Below are 16,978 nucleotides of genomic sequence, written 5' to 3'. Positions count from 1 at the left end.
CACCTCGGGATCGGCCCCCACCGAGTAGCGGGGCGCCGTGCGGCTTCCGTTCTGGACGTAGAGCTTCTGCGCGGCCGGAGAGGTGAAGGCGATCAGCGCCTCGACCACATCCTCGATCCGCTCCGCCGAGAGGTTCGCCGGGATGCACAGCGCGTAGCCCCCGACCGGCGCGATGGGCGCGCCTGCGGGTCCGTGGGGGTGCGGCAGGTAGCCGGTGTTGCCGTGCGCCGGGCAGGTCTCGTCGAGCTCGAAGTAGGGCGCGAGCAGCGTATAGCCGTAGGCCATGGCGACCTTGCCTGCGGCGAAGGGCCTGACCCGCTCGTACCAGGACATCGAGAGGATGTCGGGCGGCGAATACTCCAGCAGTTCCATGAGATAGTTGGCCGCCGCCAGCGCCCGGTCCGTGTCGAGCGTCGGACGATGCCCGCCGCCCCCGAGGTGATCGGCATCGTAGCCTCCCGCGACCTCGGGCAGCTCGATGATCGGCTGGCCGAAAGCGGCGCAGGTCATCATGAACGTGTGCCCGAGCGCCGTGCCCCGCGCGGCGTTCCAGGCGACGCCGTAACGGCCGCTCCGGGGATCGTGGAAGTGCCGCGCGGCCTCGATCACGTCCGCGGCGGTCGCCGGGGGCGCGAGGCCGTCGCGGGCGAACCAGTCCTTGCGGAAGAACATCAGTTCCGGCGTGGTCTGGCTCGGCACGCCGTAGGGCACGCCGTCCCAGTGCGTCGCCCGCCAGCCGGCGGTGTGGAAGTCGCCGGGGTCGAGCCGCTCGATGTCCATGACCTCGGGCAGCGGGCGGATCACGCCCTTCTCCACGAACTCCCCGATCCAGGGCAGGTCGACCGCGATGAGGTCGTAGGCGCTGCGCTTGCGCTCGGCGTTCCTCAGCGCCTCGTGCCGCAGGCGGTCGATGGAGAAGGCGCGCTGGTGGATGTCGGTCCCGACGATCTGCTCGAACTGCCGCTTGAGGTTCTCCATGACCATGAAGGTCGGATCGCCATGCACGAGGATGCGCAGCCCGCCGGCGAGCTTCAGCGGCGACAGAAGCGCCGTGGGCGGCGCGATGGCGGCCTGGCCCGGCACGTAGGAGCCGCCGAAGAAATAGTCGCGCGTGTCGCCCGAGGCCGGGAAGGAGGCGCGCGCGATACGGCCGATGCGGCTCGCCAGTTGTCCGAAGCGGCCGAGGAGCGCGGCGCTCGGGTGCAGCGAGAAGCTGCGCCCGGATTTCGTGCGCGGACGCTGCTCGACGAGACCCGCGGCCTGGATCTCGGCGAGCTTGCGCATCGCGGTCGCGTAGGGAACGCCCGAAGCCGACGCCATGGAGGAGGACGAGACGAGCCGCCCCTCCAGGTGTCCGCGCAGCAGATGCAGGATCATGTTGAGGTGCGGGTTCGGCGTGGTGGGATCGAGGGACGAGTCGAGCTCCACGCAGAGTTGCCCGAGGAACTCGACCACGCGCGCCAGCTCGGCCTCGGCCGAGCCCGAGGACATGCGGGCCTCGAGCGATCCGCCGTCATGTCCAGAATGGTGGTCTTGCTTGGCGTGCTTGTTCATCGTTCCGCGAGTGCGTAACCCTGCGGCCCGGGGCGGGCGGCGTTTCATGGGCGGTCCTCAATGGAATGTTCAATTTGGTAAACGTGCGGGATGCTGCAAAATATCCAATTTGGATAAAAAATCATCCATATTGGACAGAATGGTGCGGTCCGGTTCGCGGCGAATGGGCGCTGGATGATGAAGGATTGCACCGGACGATTCCCGGGCTGGGAGGACAGCGGCAATCGCCAGATCAACAGAGGGAGGGAAGAATGACCCGTACGACCCAGCTTTCGCTTGCCTGCTCGACCGCTCTCGTCGCACTCGGCGGCGCAGCGGCGGCGCAGAGCGTCACCATCGGCATCACGCAGAACAACGTCGGCGTCGACAGCTACCAGACGACCTACGAGCAGGCCTTCATCGCCGCCGCCGAGGCCAATCCCGACGTAGAGGTCGTGGTCCTCGATGCGGGCGGCGACGTCGCGCGCCAGATCGCCCAGATCCAGGATCTGGTGCAGCAGGAGGTGGACGCGATGATCATCTGGCCGACGAACGGCCAGGCCGTGATCCCGGCCGTGCGCCAGGCGCACCAGGCGGGGATCCCGGTCATCATCACCAATTCGAACATCGCCGAGGACGGCTTCGACTTCGTCCGGTCCTTCTCGGGGCCCGACAACATCACCCAGGGCGCCCGCGCGGCCGAGATCATGTGCGAGCGGTTCACCGCGCTGGGCATCCAGGACGAGGCCCAGATCGTGCAGATCACCGGCCAGCCGGGCTACACCACCGCCATCGAGCGCGCCGAGGGCTTCGAGCAGCGTCTGCCCGAGGTCTGCCCCAACGTGACCCTGATGGCGAGCCAGCCCGGCAACTGGAACCGCGAGGACAGCCAGCGCGTGATGGAGGCCTTCCTCGTCCAGTACGACGACATCGACGGAGTCTATTCGGGTGACGACAACATGGGCGTGGGCGCCCTGAACGCGGCGCTCGCCGCGGGCCGCGCGGCCGACATCACCTTCGTCGGCGCCACCAACTTCGCCGTCGGCTACGACGCGATGGAGCGGGGCGAATACTGGGGCTCGATCTACCAGTCGCCCGTCGACGACGCCGAGGCCGCGCTCCAGACCGCGCTCGACGTGCTCGCCGGGGAAGAGGTGCCCTTCCTCAACTACTTCGACACGCCGAAGATCACGCAGGACAACATGGGCGAGTTCGACCGCCCGGTCTTCTGATCTCCTCCCGGAGACCGGGGGTCGGCCGTGCAGGGTCGGCCCCCACCTTTTCGCAAGACGAGGGGCAGGGAGGATGCCGTGGCCGAACCGCGTGGAGTAGAGGGGCGCGTCTGCATCGTGACGGGTGCGGCGCGTGGCATAGGCCGCGCCATAGGCGAGGCGCTGCTCGACGAGGGTGCCTGCGTCTGTTTCGCAGACCTCGACGGGGCAAGGGTCGCGAATGTGGCCGAGGAGAACCGCGAGCGCACGGGCGGCGCGGCGATCGCGGCAGCGGTGGACGTGCGTGACAGGGCCCAGGTGCGCGCGATGATCGGCCGGACGGTCGAGGCCTTCGGGCGGCTCGACGTCATGTTCAACAACGCCGGCATCAACAAGCCGATGAACTTCCTCGACGTGACCGAGGAGAACTGGCATCTGATCATGGATGTGAACGGCCTCGGCTGCCTGATCGGCATCCAGGAGGCGGCGCGCCAGATGATCGCGCAGGGGGGCGGCGGCAAGATCGTCAACACCGCCTCCATCGCCTCGCGGCAGGGCTTCGACAACGTCGCGCCCTACTGCGCCTCGAAATGGGCGGTGGTCAGCCTGACGCAGTCCGCCGCGCGCGACCTCGCGCGGCACGACATCACGGTCACGGGCTTCGCGCCCGGCGTGGTCGATACCGAGATGTGGGAGCAGGTCGACCGCGACCTGATGGAGATCGGGGCCGCAGAGCGCCCCGGTCAGGCGATGGAGGAATTCTCGGCCGAGATCCTGAAGGGCCGGGTCGCCCGTCCCTCGGACATCACCGGGACGACGACGTTCCTCGCATCGCGCGCGAGCGACTACATGACCGGGCAGATCGTGATGATCGACGGGGGAATGACGCTGGTCTGACGGACGGAAGCGAAGGGCGGCCGCGCCGGGAGACGCAGCCGCGAGGGGAGGAAGAGGAATGGCCGACACGACCATGAAATCGACGGCGGCGAAGTCGCTTGGCGGCGTGCTCGCACGTCAGGGCATCCTCGTCGCCTTCATCCTCTTCATGGTGGGCTTCACGCTCTGGAACCCGCGCTTCATCGACCCCGACAACGTCTTCGGGGTGATCCGCTCCTCGGCGATCCTCGGCATCATGGCGCTCGGCGTCACCTTCGTGGTGATCGGCGGCAATCTCGATCTCTCGGTCGGCTCGATGCTGTCCTTCTCGGCGATCGTCGTGCTGGACCTGCACGAGAACCCGGCCTTCGGTCCCGCGCTCGCGATCCCCGCGATGTTCGCGATGACGCTCGCGCTCGGGGCGATCAACGGCTTTCTCGTGGGGTATCTCAGGCTCAATTCGCTGATCGTCACGCTCGGGATGCTGTCCGCCATCCACGGCCTGACGCTCACCTGGTCGGGCGGTCAGAACATGGACATCGCCAACCAGAACGAGACGTGGTTCGGCGTCTTCGGGCGCGGCACCGCGCTCGGCATCCCGGTCCCGGTCCTGATGTTCCTGCTCCTGGCCGCCTTCCTCGGTATCGTGCTGTCGAAGACGCCGTTCGGCCGCAAGGTCTACGCCGTCGGCGGCAACCCCACGGCGGCGACCTTCTCGGGCATCCCGAGGGCGCGGGTCGTCTTCATGACCTATCTCATCTCGGCCTTCTGCGTCGCGACCGCCGGGCTCATCCAGGCGAGCCGCACCATGGGTGCGCAGAACACGGTCGGCCAGGGACTGGAGCTCGAGGTGCTGGCCGCCGTGATCCTCGGGGGCGCGTCGCTGCTGGGCGGGTCGGGAACGATCTTCAAGACCGTGATCGGTGTCCTGATCCTCGGCTTCATCCAGAACGGGCTCCTGCTGGCGGGCCTCGAGTTCTACGTCCAGTTCGTCGTGACCTGGATCATCATCATCCTCGCCGTCTGGCTCGACATCGCCACCAAGCGCGGCAGGCTCTGGTCGCCGATCGCCTGAGGAGGGGCGGGGAATGACACGCAACGACAGGCTCGGAACCTTCCTCAAGGGCGGCGCGATCTGGGGCTTCATCGTCCTCCAGCTCATCTTCTTCGAGTTCGCGGGGCGCTACTGGTCGCTTTCGGACACCGCATTCATGGACTTCGACAGCATGCTGTTGCTGCTCAAGCAGTCGGCGCCCATCGGGATCATCGCCGTGGGCATGACGGTGGTGATGATCAACGGCAACATCGACCTGTCGGTCGGCGCCACCTACGCGCTTGCCGGCATCGTGATGCTCGATTCGATGAGCTGGCCCTTCATGGCGGCGCTGGGCGACGGCGCCATCCCGCTCGCCTGGCTCTTCGCGCTTCTGACCGGATGCATCCTGGGGTTGATCAACGGGATGATCGTCTGGAAGACCGGGGTCGACGCCTTCATCGTGACGCTGGCCGCGATGCTCGGCTACCGCGGGCTCGTCTTCATGTACAACGGCGAGCAGCCGACCTATCACCTGAACTGGACCATGGTGGATATCGCCGAGTCCGACATTCTCGGGCTCGAGACGTCGGCAATCCTCTTTCTCGTCGTGGTGTTGATCGTCTGGCTGCTGATGACGCGCACGGTGCATGGCCGGAACGCCTATGCCATCGGCGACAACCGCGAGGCCGCCGTGAACGCGGGCATCCGCGTGGGGCCGCATTACGTGCTGAACTTCGTGCTGATCGGCTTCCTGGCCGCGCTCTCGGCAGTCGCCTTCTACTCGGGAAGCGGCTCGGTGAACCCCAATGACGGGATGCTCTTCGAGCTCTGGGCCATCACCGCCGTGGTGCTCGGCGGCACGAAGCTCACGGGCGGGCGCGGGTCGATCATCGGGACGCTCGGGGGCGTGATCGCGATCCAGCTTCTGCGTCGGGGCCTCAATCACATCGGGGCGCAGACCGAGACCGTGAACCTGGTGATCGGCGTCATCCTCATCGCGGTGCTGTTCCTCGACCGGCAGCTCAACCGCAAGGGCGCACAGGAGTTGAGGACATGACAGGCACCGCACCCGCCCTCCGCCTCGAGGGCATCGTCAAGACCTTCCCCGGCGTGCGCGCCCTCGATGGCGTCAGCTTCAGCGTCATGCCCGGAGAGGTCCATGCGCTGATGGGCGAGAACGGCGCGGGCAAGTCCACGCTGATGAAGGTGCTCGGCGGGATCTACCAGCCCGACGCGGGCCGCATCTACATCGCCGAGCGAGAGACGGTGATGAAGGGGCCGCTCGAGGCCAAGGCCAACGGCGTCATGTTCATCCACCAGGAGCTCAGCCTCGCGCAGGAGCTGTCCGTGGCCGAGAACATCTATCTCGGCGAATTGCCCCGCAGGAGCTTCGGCCGCGTCGACTGGCACGCGCTCTATTCCCGCACCGACGCGATCCTCGCGAAACTGAAGGTCGGCTTCAACGCGCGGACCATCGTGGGCGATCTGTCGATCGCGAACCAGCAGATGGTCGAGATCGCCCGCGCGCTGACCGTGGACGCCAAGGCGGTGATCTTCGACGAGCCCACGGCCTCGCTCACCGATGCCGAGAAGGTCGTCCTCTTCGACGTGATCGCGGACCTCAAGGCGCAGGGCGTCGGCATCATCTACATCTCCCACCGGATGGAGGAGATCTTCCGCATCACCGACCGCATCTCGGTGCTCAGGGACGGCGCGTATCGCGGGACGCTCGACACGGCCAAGACGAACGAGGACGAGATCACGCAAATGATGATCGGCCGCTCGCTCGACCTGAGCCGGAACGCCGAGCATGTCGAGGTCGGCGACGTTGCCCTCCGGGTGGAGGGGCTGTCGTGCGGCTCCCTCTTCCGGGACGCGACCTTCGAGGTGCGGCAGGGCGAGGTGCTGGGCTTCTACGGCCTCGTCGGCGCGGGCCGGACCGAGATCGCCGAGACGCTGTTCGGGCTGCGGAAACCCTCGGCGGGCCGCATCCTTCTCAAGGGGCAGGAGGTCACGATCTCCTCGCCCATCGACGCCATCCGGCACGGCATCTCGCTCGTGCCCGAGAGCCGGAAGGAGCAGGGCCTCGTCCTCGGCATGAGCTGCCGCGACAACATCACCCTGCCGCAGGTCGACGACCTGACGGCCGGACCCTTCGTCGCCGAGGGTGCGGAGGTTTCCATCTACGACCAGTACCGCGACCGCCTCGCGATCAAGAGCCCGAGCTGGCGCACGCAGGTCGGCAACCTCTCGGGCGGGAACCAGCAGAAGATCGTGATCGGCAAATGGCTGTCGATGCAGCCCGAGGTCCTGATCGTGGACGAGCCCACGCGCGGGATCGACGTGGGCTCCAAGTCGGAGATCCACAACCTCCTCCGCGACCTCGCGCGGCAGGGCTATGCCGTCATCGTGATCTCCTCCGAGATGCCCGAGGTCCTGCATTGCTCGGACCGCATCGTGGCGATGTATCACGGACGCATCGTGCGGGAGTTCACGGCGGCCGAGGTGACCGAGGACAGCCTGATCCAGGCGATCTCCGGGATCTCCGGCAAGGCCGCCTGATGGCGGTCGGCTTCGCCGGGCTCGGCCGCATGGGGCGCGAGATGGCGCGGAACCTCGCGGAAGCGGGCCATGACCTCGTGCTCTGGAACCGCAGCCGCGACCGCGCCGAGGCGCTCGCCGCCGAGACCGGCGCCGCGGTCGCCGCCACCCCGCGGGACCTGGCGGAGCGTTGCGTCGTCGTCGTCACGATGCTGGCCGACGATCCCGCCTCCGAAGACGTCCATTACGGCGAGGACGGTCTCTTCGCCGGGCGGGCCATGCGCACCTGTCTGGAGATGGGCACGATGAGTCCCGGCCATATCGCCGATCTCGCGGCCCGCGCGCCCGAGGGTGTCACGGTGATCGACGCCCCCGTCTCCGGCGCCACGGCTGCGGCGCGCGACGCGCAGCTTCTCGTCATGGCCGGTTGCGACGCGGCGACGGGTGCTCCGCTCCGCCCACTCCTCGATGCGTTGGGGCGGCGGACGGTGTTCCTCGGGCGGACGGGGGCAGGGGCGGCCATGAAGCTCGGGGTCAACATGCTGATCCACGGGCTCAACCAGACGCTCGCCGAGGCGCTGGCCCTCACGCGGGCCGCGGGCATCCCGCGCGCGGCGGCCTTCGACGTGATCGAGGCCAGCGCCGCCGCCGCGCCGATGCTGTCCTATCGCAGGCCGCTCTATCTCGACGACGCGTCCGCGCCCGTGACCTTCACCGTGGACCTCGCGCGCAAGGACATGGCGGTGACGCTCGCGCTGGCCGACCGGCTCGGCGTGGCGCTGCCGCAGGGCCGGGTGACGCTCGCGCTTCTCGAGGAGGCCATCTCCATGGGCTACGGTCCGCGCGACATGGCCGCGATCGTTCCGTTCATGGAGGACAAGACGACATGAAGGCAGCCCTCTTCGCCGGCGGCTGGGAGGGTCACGACCCGACCGCCTTCGCCGACTGGTGCCGCGACCTCCTGGCGGCGGACGGGTTCGAGGTGGACATCCACGAAACCCTCGAACCGCTGGCCGATCCCGACAGTATGGCGGACGTGGACCTGATCGTGCCCATCTGGTCCTCCGCCCGCTCGGGCCACCGGCCAGAGTTCGGCAACATGACGAAGGCGCAGGAGGACGGCCTCCTGAAGCTGGTCGGCGAGGGGCGCGGGATCGCGGGATGGCACGGCCATATGGGCGACGCATTCCGCGACCGGCCGAACTACCATTTCCTGATCGGCGGACAGTTCGTGGCCCACCCTCCCGGATGGCCCGACAACCTCCAGCCGCGCGAGGACTACATCGACTACGACGTGACCGTGACGCGGCCCGCGGACCCGATCATGGAGGGCATCCGCAGCTTCCGCCTGCGGTCCGAGCAATACTACATGCTCGTCGATCCCTCGAACGAGGTTCTCGCGACCACGACCTTCTCGGGCGAGCACCTCTGGTGGATCGAGGGAACGGTGATCCCGGTCGTGTGGAAGCGGCGCTGGGACAGGGGCCGGGTGTTCTACTGCTCGATCGGTCACGAACTGGACGACCTCCGGGTTCCGGAAGTCACCTCGATCATGCGGCGAGGGATGCACTGGGCCGCCCGTCGCGCCGCCGACGGGGCATGACCGCCTTCCGACGCGCCCCTCTTGCGAACCATTGACCTGATCCCTTTCCCGGTAGGGTCGCCTCCCGGCAATGCGGGGCACGCCACCGGAATCGCGCATCCAGGATCCCGCGGCCCGAAGAACGTTCCGGCCCTGGGTGCTTTCACCGTCGCAACGTCGGGTCCGTGACCTGGCGGCCTTGTGCGTTCTCAGCGATCCCCCATACCGGAGCTTCCAGCGGAAGCACCCAGGGATCGGATCGGGCGTAGGCGAGTTCGACAGCCGTGAGGTCCACGTCCGGATCGACGAAAAGCTGCGGGGGCCGGCCGTTGAGCGATTTCCATATCTCGGCGCGCACCTCCACGTCGTCGTGGCCTGCCGCGCGCCAGACCTCCTCGAGGTGGTTGGCGAACTGATGGATCATGTCGGACCGGACCAACATCTTCGATGTCTGGCGGTCCGACAGGTAGTCGCGCGGGTCCACTTGCCACTCCGCGTCGCCGGACCGGACGATGAAGACCCCCTCTGCGCTGCGGTCGTAGATGCGCATCCGCCACGAGAAGCGATGGCCGTCGCCGCTCCACCTGACTTCGGTCGGGAAGGCGCCCGCGCGGACGGGCAGGACGACCTGAACCGCGGTCCAGGCCGCGATGGCGGCGAGCGCGGTCATCGGGATGAGCCGCGTCGCGCCGGGCTTCGGCGAGCCCGGAGACCCGTCAGAAATCTGGGCGGGCAGCGCCGCGAACAGGCCATGGAACCAGCGCGCCAGTCGGAGCGGCCAGTCCGGGGCGAAGAAGATCGTGGTCGCCGCGATGGTGAGCCAGGGGAAGATGCCGATGTTGAAGAAGACCGAGTTGGCCGCGTGGAAGACGCAGTAGACCAGGAAGGTCGCAAGCCGCGTGCGGTGCCACAACAGGAGCGGCGCGCCGAGGACGTGCAGGGCCACGGTCCCCCAGGTCCCGAGCAGGATCACCCAGTCGTGGTGGAACAGGAACCCGAAGGTGAAGTCGTCCGCCTGCGACCGCAGCCAGAGCCCGAGGGGCTCGCCGGCCAGCCAGTCGGGCGTGAGCTTCACCAACCCCGCATAGATCAGCATGATCTCCATCTGCAGGCGCAGGACGGCGACGCCGGCATAGGGTATGGTTCCTGTCCGCAGGTGCGGGAAGAGCCGCACATCGAGCGACAGCGCCCGGTTCGCGGGCAGGACGCACAGCAGGATCAGGAACAGGATGACGAGATAGAAGTGGTTGAGGTACTCCGCCTTGTCGAGCAGGAAGAAGTAGCTGAACAGGACCGTCAGCGCCACGATCGCCACGCGGTAGAACAGGCCCAGCATCACCAGAAGCGCCGCGAAGCCCATTCCGAGCCAGGCGTACCAGATCCACGGTTCCGGCAGCGGCGCGACCCAATGGAAACCGGGATAGGTGAAGTGGAAATCCGGCTCGATCCAGTACCGATAGACGCGGTCGTACCTGATGAAGCGCCAGCAATCCCAGACCAGCATCGCGCCGACGGCGATGCGGAACACGGCGAGCGACAGCGGGGACACCGGCTGCGACAGCGCCTCGCGAAGGCCGTGCACCGCGCGGGCGGCGCTTCGCGGCTGTCTTGCGGTCGTATCGGCGAGACTCGTCATGGGGCATCTCCGGATCATCTTGCTTTGATGGAATTACGCGCCCGGACGCACGTTATTCCCACGACCGGAAGGAATTCGAGGAGTGCGGACATGAGCGGACCGGGGATCACGGTGATCTATGACGGCGAGTGCCCGTTCTGCGCCTCCTACGTTTCGATGATGCGGCTGCGGCAGGCGGTGGGCGCGGTCGAGCTCGTGAGCGCGCGCGAAGGCGACCCGCGGGTGCGCGCCGTCCAGGACGCCGGGTACGATCTCGATGCCGGGATGGTGGTGCTCTGGCAGGACGAGGTCTTCTTCGGCGACAATGCGGTGCATCTGCTCGCGACGCTGTCCGCCGGAGGGGGGCGTCTCTTCGACCGTATCCAGCGCGCGGCCTTCGCCGATCCCCGCCGCGCGGCCCGTCTCTATCCCGTCCTCGCGGCGGGGCGCCGCCTTTTCCTGAGGCTGGCCGGACGGACGCCCATAGGGCCCCTTTCCGAAAAAAATCCCGAGCGACGGGAATAGACAGCGAGGCGGCCCGTTTTCCTTCCTGTCCGACCCAAGGACGCAACGAAAGGAGACGACAATGGCTCTTCGGAAGACCCTACTTGCAGCGACGGCTGCGGCGGTCGCCCTGCTGTCGGCGCCCGAGCCGGTCCATGCCCAGAACGGTGACCCCATCCTGAGGTTCCTGAACTCCGTCTTTCCCAATGCCGACTTCCGCTCGGCCAGCGGTGGACGCGGCTGGGATGACGACGATGACGACGGCCGGGGCCGCTGGAACGACGACGACGACGACGGTGGCCGCGGCGGCTGGGACGATGACGACGACGATGGCGGCCGTGGCGGTTCGGACGACGATGACGACGACGGTGGCCGTGACGACGACGACGACGATGGCGGCCGTGGCGGTTCGGACGACGATGACGACGACGGTGGCCGTGACGACGACGACGACTGAGCCGGTCCGGTCTTGATGGCCGCGACGATGAAACGCCCCGCCGAGCGCGGGGCGTTTGCTTCGTCGGCTCCGGTGTATCGAGGGCACGCGGCGCGCGGTCTGCGTCAGTCGCCGGGCGAAAGCCGCGTGGCCTCCTCTTCCGGCGACAGCGGCGCGCCCGCCCCGATGGTGCCGAGGAACGCGTCGAGCGTCGCAAGCGCGGAGGCGGGCGCATAGCCTTCGGCCCCCGAATCCTGCGTGACCATCGCGAAGCGGGCGGTCCAGGCATCGTCCTCCCGGCAGGCGACCGAAACGATGGTCCCCCCGGAGGCCACGTCGAGCTCGAGCTCCCGGCAGAAGGCGCCATCGCCGGTCAGGAAGGAGGCGATGATCGTGACCTCTCCGTCCCCGGCGGGCCCGCTGGCTCCGGCGGGCAGGCTGTCGAGCACCTCCGCGAGACCGGCGGTGTCGAGCAGGGTCAGGGACCTCGCCCCCGTCTCGGGCCCCTGCCACGATAGGGTCGCCACGATGCCGCCCAGGGCACCGGCGACGAGCGCGAGGCTCGCGGCGAGGGCCGCCGGCCGCCATGTCGGCCGCGGTCTGGGGAAGGCGACGACCGTGTCGTCGCTCCGCGCCCGGGCCAGCGTCTGTTCCACGTTTCGGACGAGCGTGTCCGGCAGGGGCTCCACCTCGCGCGCGGCGCCGAGCGCGCCCAGCAGCGCGCCCGTCTGGCGGAACATGTCGATGCGTGCCGCGATCTCCGGATCAGCCTTGGCCGCGGCCTCGATGCGCCGCGCCGCGTCGGCGTCCAGTGCCCCGTCGGCATAGGCCATCAGGACGGTATCGTCGTACTCGGTCGGCGTCATGCGTGCTTCTCCTTGCCCCATCGGGACAACGCGCGGGCGTTCATCCTATTCCCAACTTTTCGGCGAGGGCGGCACGGCCACGCGCGAGACGGCTCATCACGGTGCCCTTGGGGATGCCCAGGACTTCCGCCGCCTCCGCATAGGACATCTCCTCGACGCAGACGAGCACGATGACCTCCCGTTGCTCGTCCGGCAGGGTCGCAAGCGCCGCCTCGGTCTTCCGGAGCATCAGGGTGGCTTCGGTCACGCGCGGCCCGTCCACGGTCGCCGCGTCCGGTGCGTCGGCCACGTCGATCTCGGTGCCGCGCGTCGCCGTCCGGCGGGTCTGGTCGATCCAGGCGTTGCGCAGGATACGGAACAGCCACGGCTCGAGCCGCGTCGCCGGATCGAAGCTTGTCCTGCTCGCCACCGCCCGCTCCACCGTCGTCTGCACGAGATCGTCGGCAACGTCGCCCCGCCGGCAGAGCGACAGGGCGAAGCGCCTCAGTTTCGGCAGCGATGCGATCAGGTCACGCTCGAACGCGTCCCGCATTCCACTCTCCGGACTTGCCGCACTCCTTGCAGGGAATAACCTGCTCCACGGGACGTATTCCTGCCAGTGCATGAAACCACACGAGGCGACCCGTCATGACAAGCCCCGTTCTTGCGGTGATCGCGGCGGCCCTGATGCTCGTCATCCACGCATCCCTGCCGTTTCAACTGGCGGGTGGGACCTTATCGGCAACCGCCTGGGCCGATGACGACGACGATGGTGGCGATGACGATGATGACGACGATGGCGGGTCTTCCGGTGGAGGACGGGACGACGACGATGACGACGGACCGGGGCGTGCGCCCTCGGGGTCCTCGGGCGATCTCGGCCGCTTCATCGAGGGGCTCTTCGGGGGTGTGCGCCGTCCGGCGCCGAGTGCGCCCGCGCCGCCGCCGCCGCGCTTCGCACCCGACGAGATCGTGACCCTCGGGCTGAGCGTCGCCGATCTCGACGCGCTCCTCGCGGAGGGCTTCGTCGTGCTCGAGGAGCGGCCGCTGTCCGGCCTCGGCACCGTCTCGCGGCGTCTGTCCATCCCGCAGACCCTGTCGCTCGAGGAGGCACGGCAGTTCGCCCGCGCGCTGCCCAGCGGGCAGGACGCCGACTTCAACCATTACTACCGGTCCGAGCAGGGCTTTTCCGAGGATTGCCGGGGCGCCGAATGCCCGGCGCGGCTGATGCTGGACTGGCCGCTCTTCGAGGGGCGGGACGAGGCCTGCGGCCAGGGTGTCACCATCGGCATGATCGACACCGGCATCAATGCGGATCACGAGACCTTCGCAGGCGCGGCCCTCACGGTGCGCCAGCTCGCCCCGGGCGCGCTCGACCCATCGCGCGCGGTCCACGGAACCGCGGTCGCGGCGCTGCTCGTCGGCGATCCGGCCACGCGGTCACCGGGGCTCGTTCCGGCCTCGCGGCTGATCGCGCTCGACGCCTTCCACCGGGTCGGCGGGGACGAGCGCGCCGACGTCTTCACGCTCGTCGAGGCGCTCGCGGACCTGGCCGCCGAGGATGTGGGCGTGATCAACCTGAGCCTCGCGGGACCGGAGAACGCCGTGCTCGCAGGGATCGTCGAGCGCCTCGTCTTCGAGGAGGACATCGTGGTGGTCGCCGCCGTCGGCAATGACGGTCCCGCGGCCGACCCGACCTATCCGGCCGCCTACGATCCGGTTCTCGCGGTCACGGCGGTCGATCGGGCGGGCGCCATCTACCGACGCGCCGTCCGGGGGCCCCATGTCGACATCGCGGCCCCCGGCGTCGATATCTGGACGGCCGCCTCGATCAGCGGCGCGCGCTGGAAGACGGGCACGTCCTTTGCCGTGCCCTTCGTCTCCGCGGCGGCCGCCCTCCTGCGGGAGGCGCGCCCCGAACTGTCCGCCCTCGAGGTCGGCGACGAGTTGCGCCGCCTCGCCACGGATCTCGGCGACCCCGGGCCGGACCCGGTCTTCGGTGCGGGCCTTCTGAACATCGGTTCGCTTTGCAACGACGCCACCTGAGCCTTCGGACAGCGCACGCCTTTCGCAGGCAAGAGCATCCTCTCCCCGCGCTATCCCGCCGGCGAGGCGCTCATCGCCCCGCGCGCCTCGGACGGCAGCGCCCGGTCGAGTTCGGCCATGAGGCGTGTTTCCTCCTCCGCCTTGGGCGTCGTGAAGCGCGCGAGGAGGAGATAGGCGACCGGGGTGAGGTAGAGGGTGGACAGCGTGGCGAGCCCGAGCCCGCCGACGATCACCCAGCCGAGCGCCTCGCGCGCCTCGGCGCCCGCTCCGAAGGACAGGATCAGGGGCACGCCGCCCAGCACGGTCGAGATCATCGTCATCATGACGGGGCGCAGGCGGATCGTGCTGGCGTTCAGGATCGCCTCGCCCACCGCCTCGCCCCGGCCGCGGAGCTGGTTGGCGAACTCCACGATCAGGATGCCGTTCTTGGCCATGATCCCTATGAGCATCACCAGCCCGATCTGGCTGTAGATGTTGAGGCTGAGCCCCGTCAGCACCAGCGCGAAGACCGCGCAGGCCAGGCCGAGGGGCACCGTCGCCATTACCACCACGGCGGAGACGAAGCTCTCGAACTGGGCGGAGAGGACGAGGAAGACGATCAGGATGGCGAAGCCGAAGGTGAGCAGAAGGCCCGCCGAGGTCTCGTCGAGCGTCGCGGCCTCGGCCAGCGGCACGATGCGGTTCTGCGGCGCGAGGATGTCGTCCGCCAGGTCCTCGACCTGCGCCAGCGCCGTGCCGAGGGGCAGCGCGGGCGTCAGCCCTGCTGAGATCTCGACGGACCGGTTCTGCCTCTCGCGCTCGAGCTCGGGGGCGACCGCGCGCTCCTCCAGCGTCACGAAGGTGGAGAGCGGGATCATCTGCCCGTCGCCCGCCTGCACGAAGACGTTCTCGAGGTCGCCCGGATCGTTCACCGGGTCCGAGGTCGAGAGCATCTGGATGTCGTAGCTTGTGTCGTTCACGAAGACCGAGCCGACGCTCCGCCCGTCGAGCACCGCGCGCAGAGCGTCGCCGAGGCCCGCGATCTCGATGCCGAGGTCCGAGGCGCGGGTGCGGTCGATCTCGATGAAGAGCTGGGGCTGCGTCGTCTCGTATTCGAGGCGCACCTGCCCGAAGGCCGGGTTCTCCTGCATCCGCGCGACGAGCGCGCCCGCCACCTCCTCGAGCTGGGCGTAGTCGTTGCCGGTGACGGCGAAGGTCAGGCCGCGCCCCGCGCCCCGGATGCCGAGGGAATTCGGCTGGATCGCGAAGGCGCGCACGCCGACGACGGAGCGGAGCGCGCCGTTGATCTGGCCCACGATCTCCTGCTGGCTGCGGGTCCGTTCGCCCCAGGGGGCAAGCGTCATCACCATGAAGCCGCGCGCGTTGGACCCCGTTCCCGCGATGGAAAAGAGGTTCGTGATCTCGCCGCTGTCGCGCAAGGGCTGCATCAGCGCCTCGATCTCGCGCATCTTGGCGGCGGTGTAGTCGAGCGACACGCCTTGCGGCGCCGAGACCGACAGGAGCGCCACGGCCCGGTCCTCGGGCGGGGTCAGTTCCTGCCGTATGCCCGTGGCCATCATCGCCGCCGTGACCGCGAAGAGGCCCGCGACGATCACCACGACGAAGGGATTGGCGAGCGCCCCCCGGAGCGTCCAGGCGTAGAAGGTCGCGAGCCGGTCGCCGAGCCAGCCGAAGACCCCGCCCGACCCCGTGCCCGCGCCGTCCTTCAGCATCCGGCTCGCCAGCACGGGGCAGAGCGAGAGCGCGACGACGGAGGACAGCGCGACCGCCATGGCGAGGGTGAAGCCGAACTCGCGGAAGAGACCGCCCGCCTGCCCCGGCAGGAACGAGAGCGGCACGAAGACGGCGGCCAGCGTCGCGGTCGTCGTGACGACGGCGAAGAAGACCTGCTGCGTGCCGAGGACGGCGGCGGCGCGCGGGCCCATCCCCTCGGAGCGGCGGCGCACGATGTTCTCGAGCACGACGATCGCGTCGTCCACGACCATGCCGGTCGCCAGCACCAGCGCGAGCAGCGTCAGGATGTTGACCGAGAAGCCCACGAGCCAGATCGCCGCCAGCGTCCCGATCAGCGCCACGGGCATCGTCAGCGCCGGGATCATGGTCGCGCGCAGGTCGCGCAGGAAGACGAAGATCACGACGACCACGATGGCCACGGCGAGCGCGAGCGTCTTCAGCACCTCCTCGATGGAGCCGCGGATGAAGACCGCGTCGTCGGAGGTGATGAAGATTTCCACGTCGTCGGGAAGCGTCTCCTGCAGCTCGGCCACGGCGTCGCGCACGCCCTCCGAGATCGACAGCGTGTTCGACGTGGCCTGCCGCACCACCCCGAGGCCGAGCCCGGTCTGCCCGTTGGCGCGCAGGATCGTCTCGTTGGGCGCCGGGCCGAGCGTCACGCGCGCCACGTCGCGGACGCGGACGTTCTCGCGGATCACGAGGTCCTCGAAGGCCTCGGGCGTGGCGACCGAGGCCGTGGTTCGCACGTTGATCGACTGCCGGTCCCCGGTCAGGTCGCCCGCGGGCGCGTCATAGGCCACGTCGGCGAGCGTGCTGCGCAGATCGGCCAGCGTCAGGCCGCGGCTCGCCAGTTCCATCAGGTCGATGTCGATGCGGAAGATGGGCGAGCGGTCGCCGTAGACCTGCAGGTCCGCCACGCCCTCGATGGAGACGAGGCGGTCCGTCACCTCCTCGTCCACCAGCCGGGTCAGGTCCTGCGCGCTGCGCGTGGCCGAGGTCACGGCGATCCGCACCACGGG

The 16,978-nt window shown here is 68.8% G+C and carries 15 protein-coding genes; 10 read left to right on the top strand and 5 right to left on the bottom strand.

What is annotated here, in order from left to right:
• Positions 1 to 1,554, bottom strand: a 1,554-nt coding sequence (locus tag ACTS11_RS07200) for an ABC transporter substrate-binding protein (RefSeq protein ID WP_442639649.1), incomplete at its 3' end; no start/stop codon positions are given.
• A gap of 251 nt (positions 1,555 to 1,805) precedes the next feature.
• On the opposite strand from ACTS11_RS07200, the gene ACTS11_RS07195 reads away from it, so the two are divergent.
• From ACTS11_RS07195 to ACTS11_RS07165, 7 genes are all read left to right on the top strand, one after another.
• A complete protein-coding gene (locus ACTS11_RS07195; RefSeq protein WP_442639648.1) occupies positions 1,806 to 2,765 on the top strand; it encodes a sugar ABC transporter substrate-binding protein in 960 nt (319 codons plus the stop codon).
• A 78-nt stretch (positions 2,766 to 2,843) separates the two neighbouring features.
• A complete protein-coding gene (locus ACTS11_RS07190; protein WP_442639647.1) occupies positions 2,844 to 3,641 on the top strand; it encodes an SDR family oxidoreductase in 798 nt (265 codons plus the stop codon).
• A 58-nt stretch (positions 3,642 to 3,699) separates the two neighbouring features.
• Positions 3,700 to 4,695 carry an ABC transporter permease gene (locus ACTS11_RS07185; RefSeq protein ID WP_442639646.1) on the top strand — a complete coding sequence of 332 codons (996 nt, stop codon included), beginning with the start codon at positions 3,700 to 3,702 and terminating at the stop codon, positions 4,693 to 4,695.
• A gap of 13 nt (positions 4,696 to 4,708) precedes the next feature.
• Positions 4,709 to 5,713: an ABC transporter permease gene (locus ACTS11_RS07180; protein ID WP_442639645.1), complete on the top strand. Its 1,005-nt coding sequence runs from the start codon at positions 4,709 to 4,711 to the stop codon at positions 5,711 to 5,713.
• Complete coding sequence (locus tag ACTS11_RS07175; protein ID WP_442639644.1) at positions 5,710 to 7,218, top strand: sugar ABC transporter ATP-binding protein; 1,509 nt, start codon at positions 5,710 to 5,712, stop codon at positions 7,216 to 7,218. The genes ACTS11_RS07180 and ACTS11_RS07175 overlap by 4 nt, the downstream gene beginning before the upstream one ends.
• The gene (locus ACTS11_RS07170; protein WP_442639643.1) at positions 7,218 to 8,087 is read left to right on the top strand and encodes an NAD(P)-dependent oxidoreductase; all 870 of its coding nucleotides are present in this window, start codon (positions 7,218 to 7,220) and stop codon (positions 8,085 to 8,087) included. The genes ACTS11_RS07175 and ACTS11_RS07170 overlap by 1 nt, the downstream gene beginning before the upstream one ends.
• Entirely contained in the window at positions 8,084 to 8,800 is a 717-nt protein-coding gene (locus ACTS11_RS07165) for a ThuA domain-containing protein (protein ID WP_442639642.1), read from the top strand. Before ACTS11_RS07170 ends, ACTS11_RS07165 begins: the two co-directional genes overlap by 4 nt.
• Positions 8,801 to 8,942: 142 nt before the next feature.
• On the opposite strand, the gene ACTS11_RS07160 is transcribed toward ACTS11_RS07165, so the two are convergent.
• Entirely contained in the window at positions 8,943 to 10,415 is a 1,473-nt protein-coding gene (locus ACTS11_RS07160) for an HTTM domain-containing protein (protein WP_442639641.1), read from the bottom strand.
• A gap of 90 nt (positions 10,416 to 10,505) precedes the next feature.
• On the opposite strand from ACTS11_RS07160, the gene ACTS11_RS07155 reads away from it, so the two are divergent.
• On the top strand, positions 10,506 to 10,919 hold the full coding sequence (locus ACTS11_RS07155) for a DCC1-like thiol-disulfide oxidoreductase family protein (RefSeq protein ID WP_442639640.1): 414 nt from the start codon (positions 10,506 to 10,508) through the stop codon (positions 10,917 to 10,919).
• 61 nt (positions 10,920 to 10,980) lie between these two features.
• Positions 10,981 to 11,355, top strand: a complete 375-nt coding sequence (locus ACTS11_RS07150) for a hypothetical protein (protein ID WP_442639639.1) — start codon at positions 10,981 to 10,983, stop codon at positions 11,353 to 11,355.
• A gap of 104 nt (positions 11,356 to 11,459) precedes the next feature.
• Here ACTS11_RS07150 and ACTS11_RS07145 read toward each other — a convergent pair whose 3' ends face one another.
• Both ACTS11_RS07145 and ACTS11_RS07140 read right to left on the bottom strand, forming a co-directional pair.
• Entirely contained in the window at positions 11,460 to 12,200 is a 741-nt protein-coding gene (locus ACTS11_RS07145) for a hypothetical protein (RefSeq protein WP_442639638.1), read from the bottom strand.
• Between the two features lie 40 nt (positions 12,201 to 12,240).
• A complete protein-coding gene (locus ACTS11_RS07140; RefSeq protein ID WP_442639637.1) occupies positions 12,241 to 12,732 on the bottom strand; it encodes an RNA polymerase sigma factor in 492 nt (163 codons plus the stop codon).
• Between the two features lie 95 nt (positions 12,733 to 12,827).
• On the opposite strand from ACTS11_RS07140, the gene ACTS11_RS07135 reads away from it, so the two are divergent.
• The gene (locus ACTS11_RS07135; protein ID WP_442639636.1) at positions 12,828 to 14,225 is read left to right on the top strand and encodes a S8 family serine peptidase; all 1,398 of its coding nucleotides are present in this window, start codon (positions 12,828 to 12,830) and stop codon (positions 14,223 to 14,225) included.
• Between the two features lie 50 nt (positions 14,226 to 14,275).
• Here ACTS11_RS07135 and ACTS11_RS07130 read toward each other — a convergent pair.
• A partial coding sequence (locus tag ACTS11_RS07130) for an efflux RND transporter permease subunit (protein WP_442639635.1) occupies positions 14,276 to 16,978 on the bottom strand: 2,703 nt, incomplete at its 5' end.

It is taken from the genome of Roseicyclus sp. (assembly GCF_052168335.1).
In the GTDB taxonomy this organism is placed as follows: domain Bacteria; phylum Pseudomonadota; class Alphaproteobacteria; order Rhodobacterales; family Rhodobacteraceae; genus Roseibacterium.
Note: the sequence above shows the minus strand (reverse complement) of the source record. Positions and strands in the feature narration are given on the sequence as shown.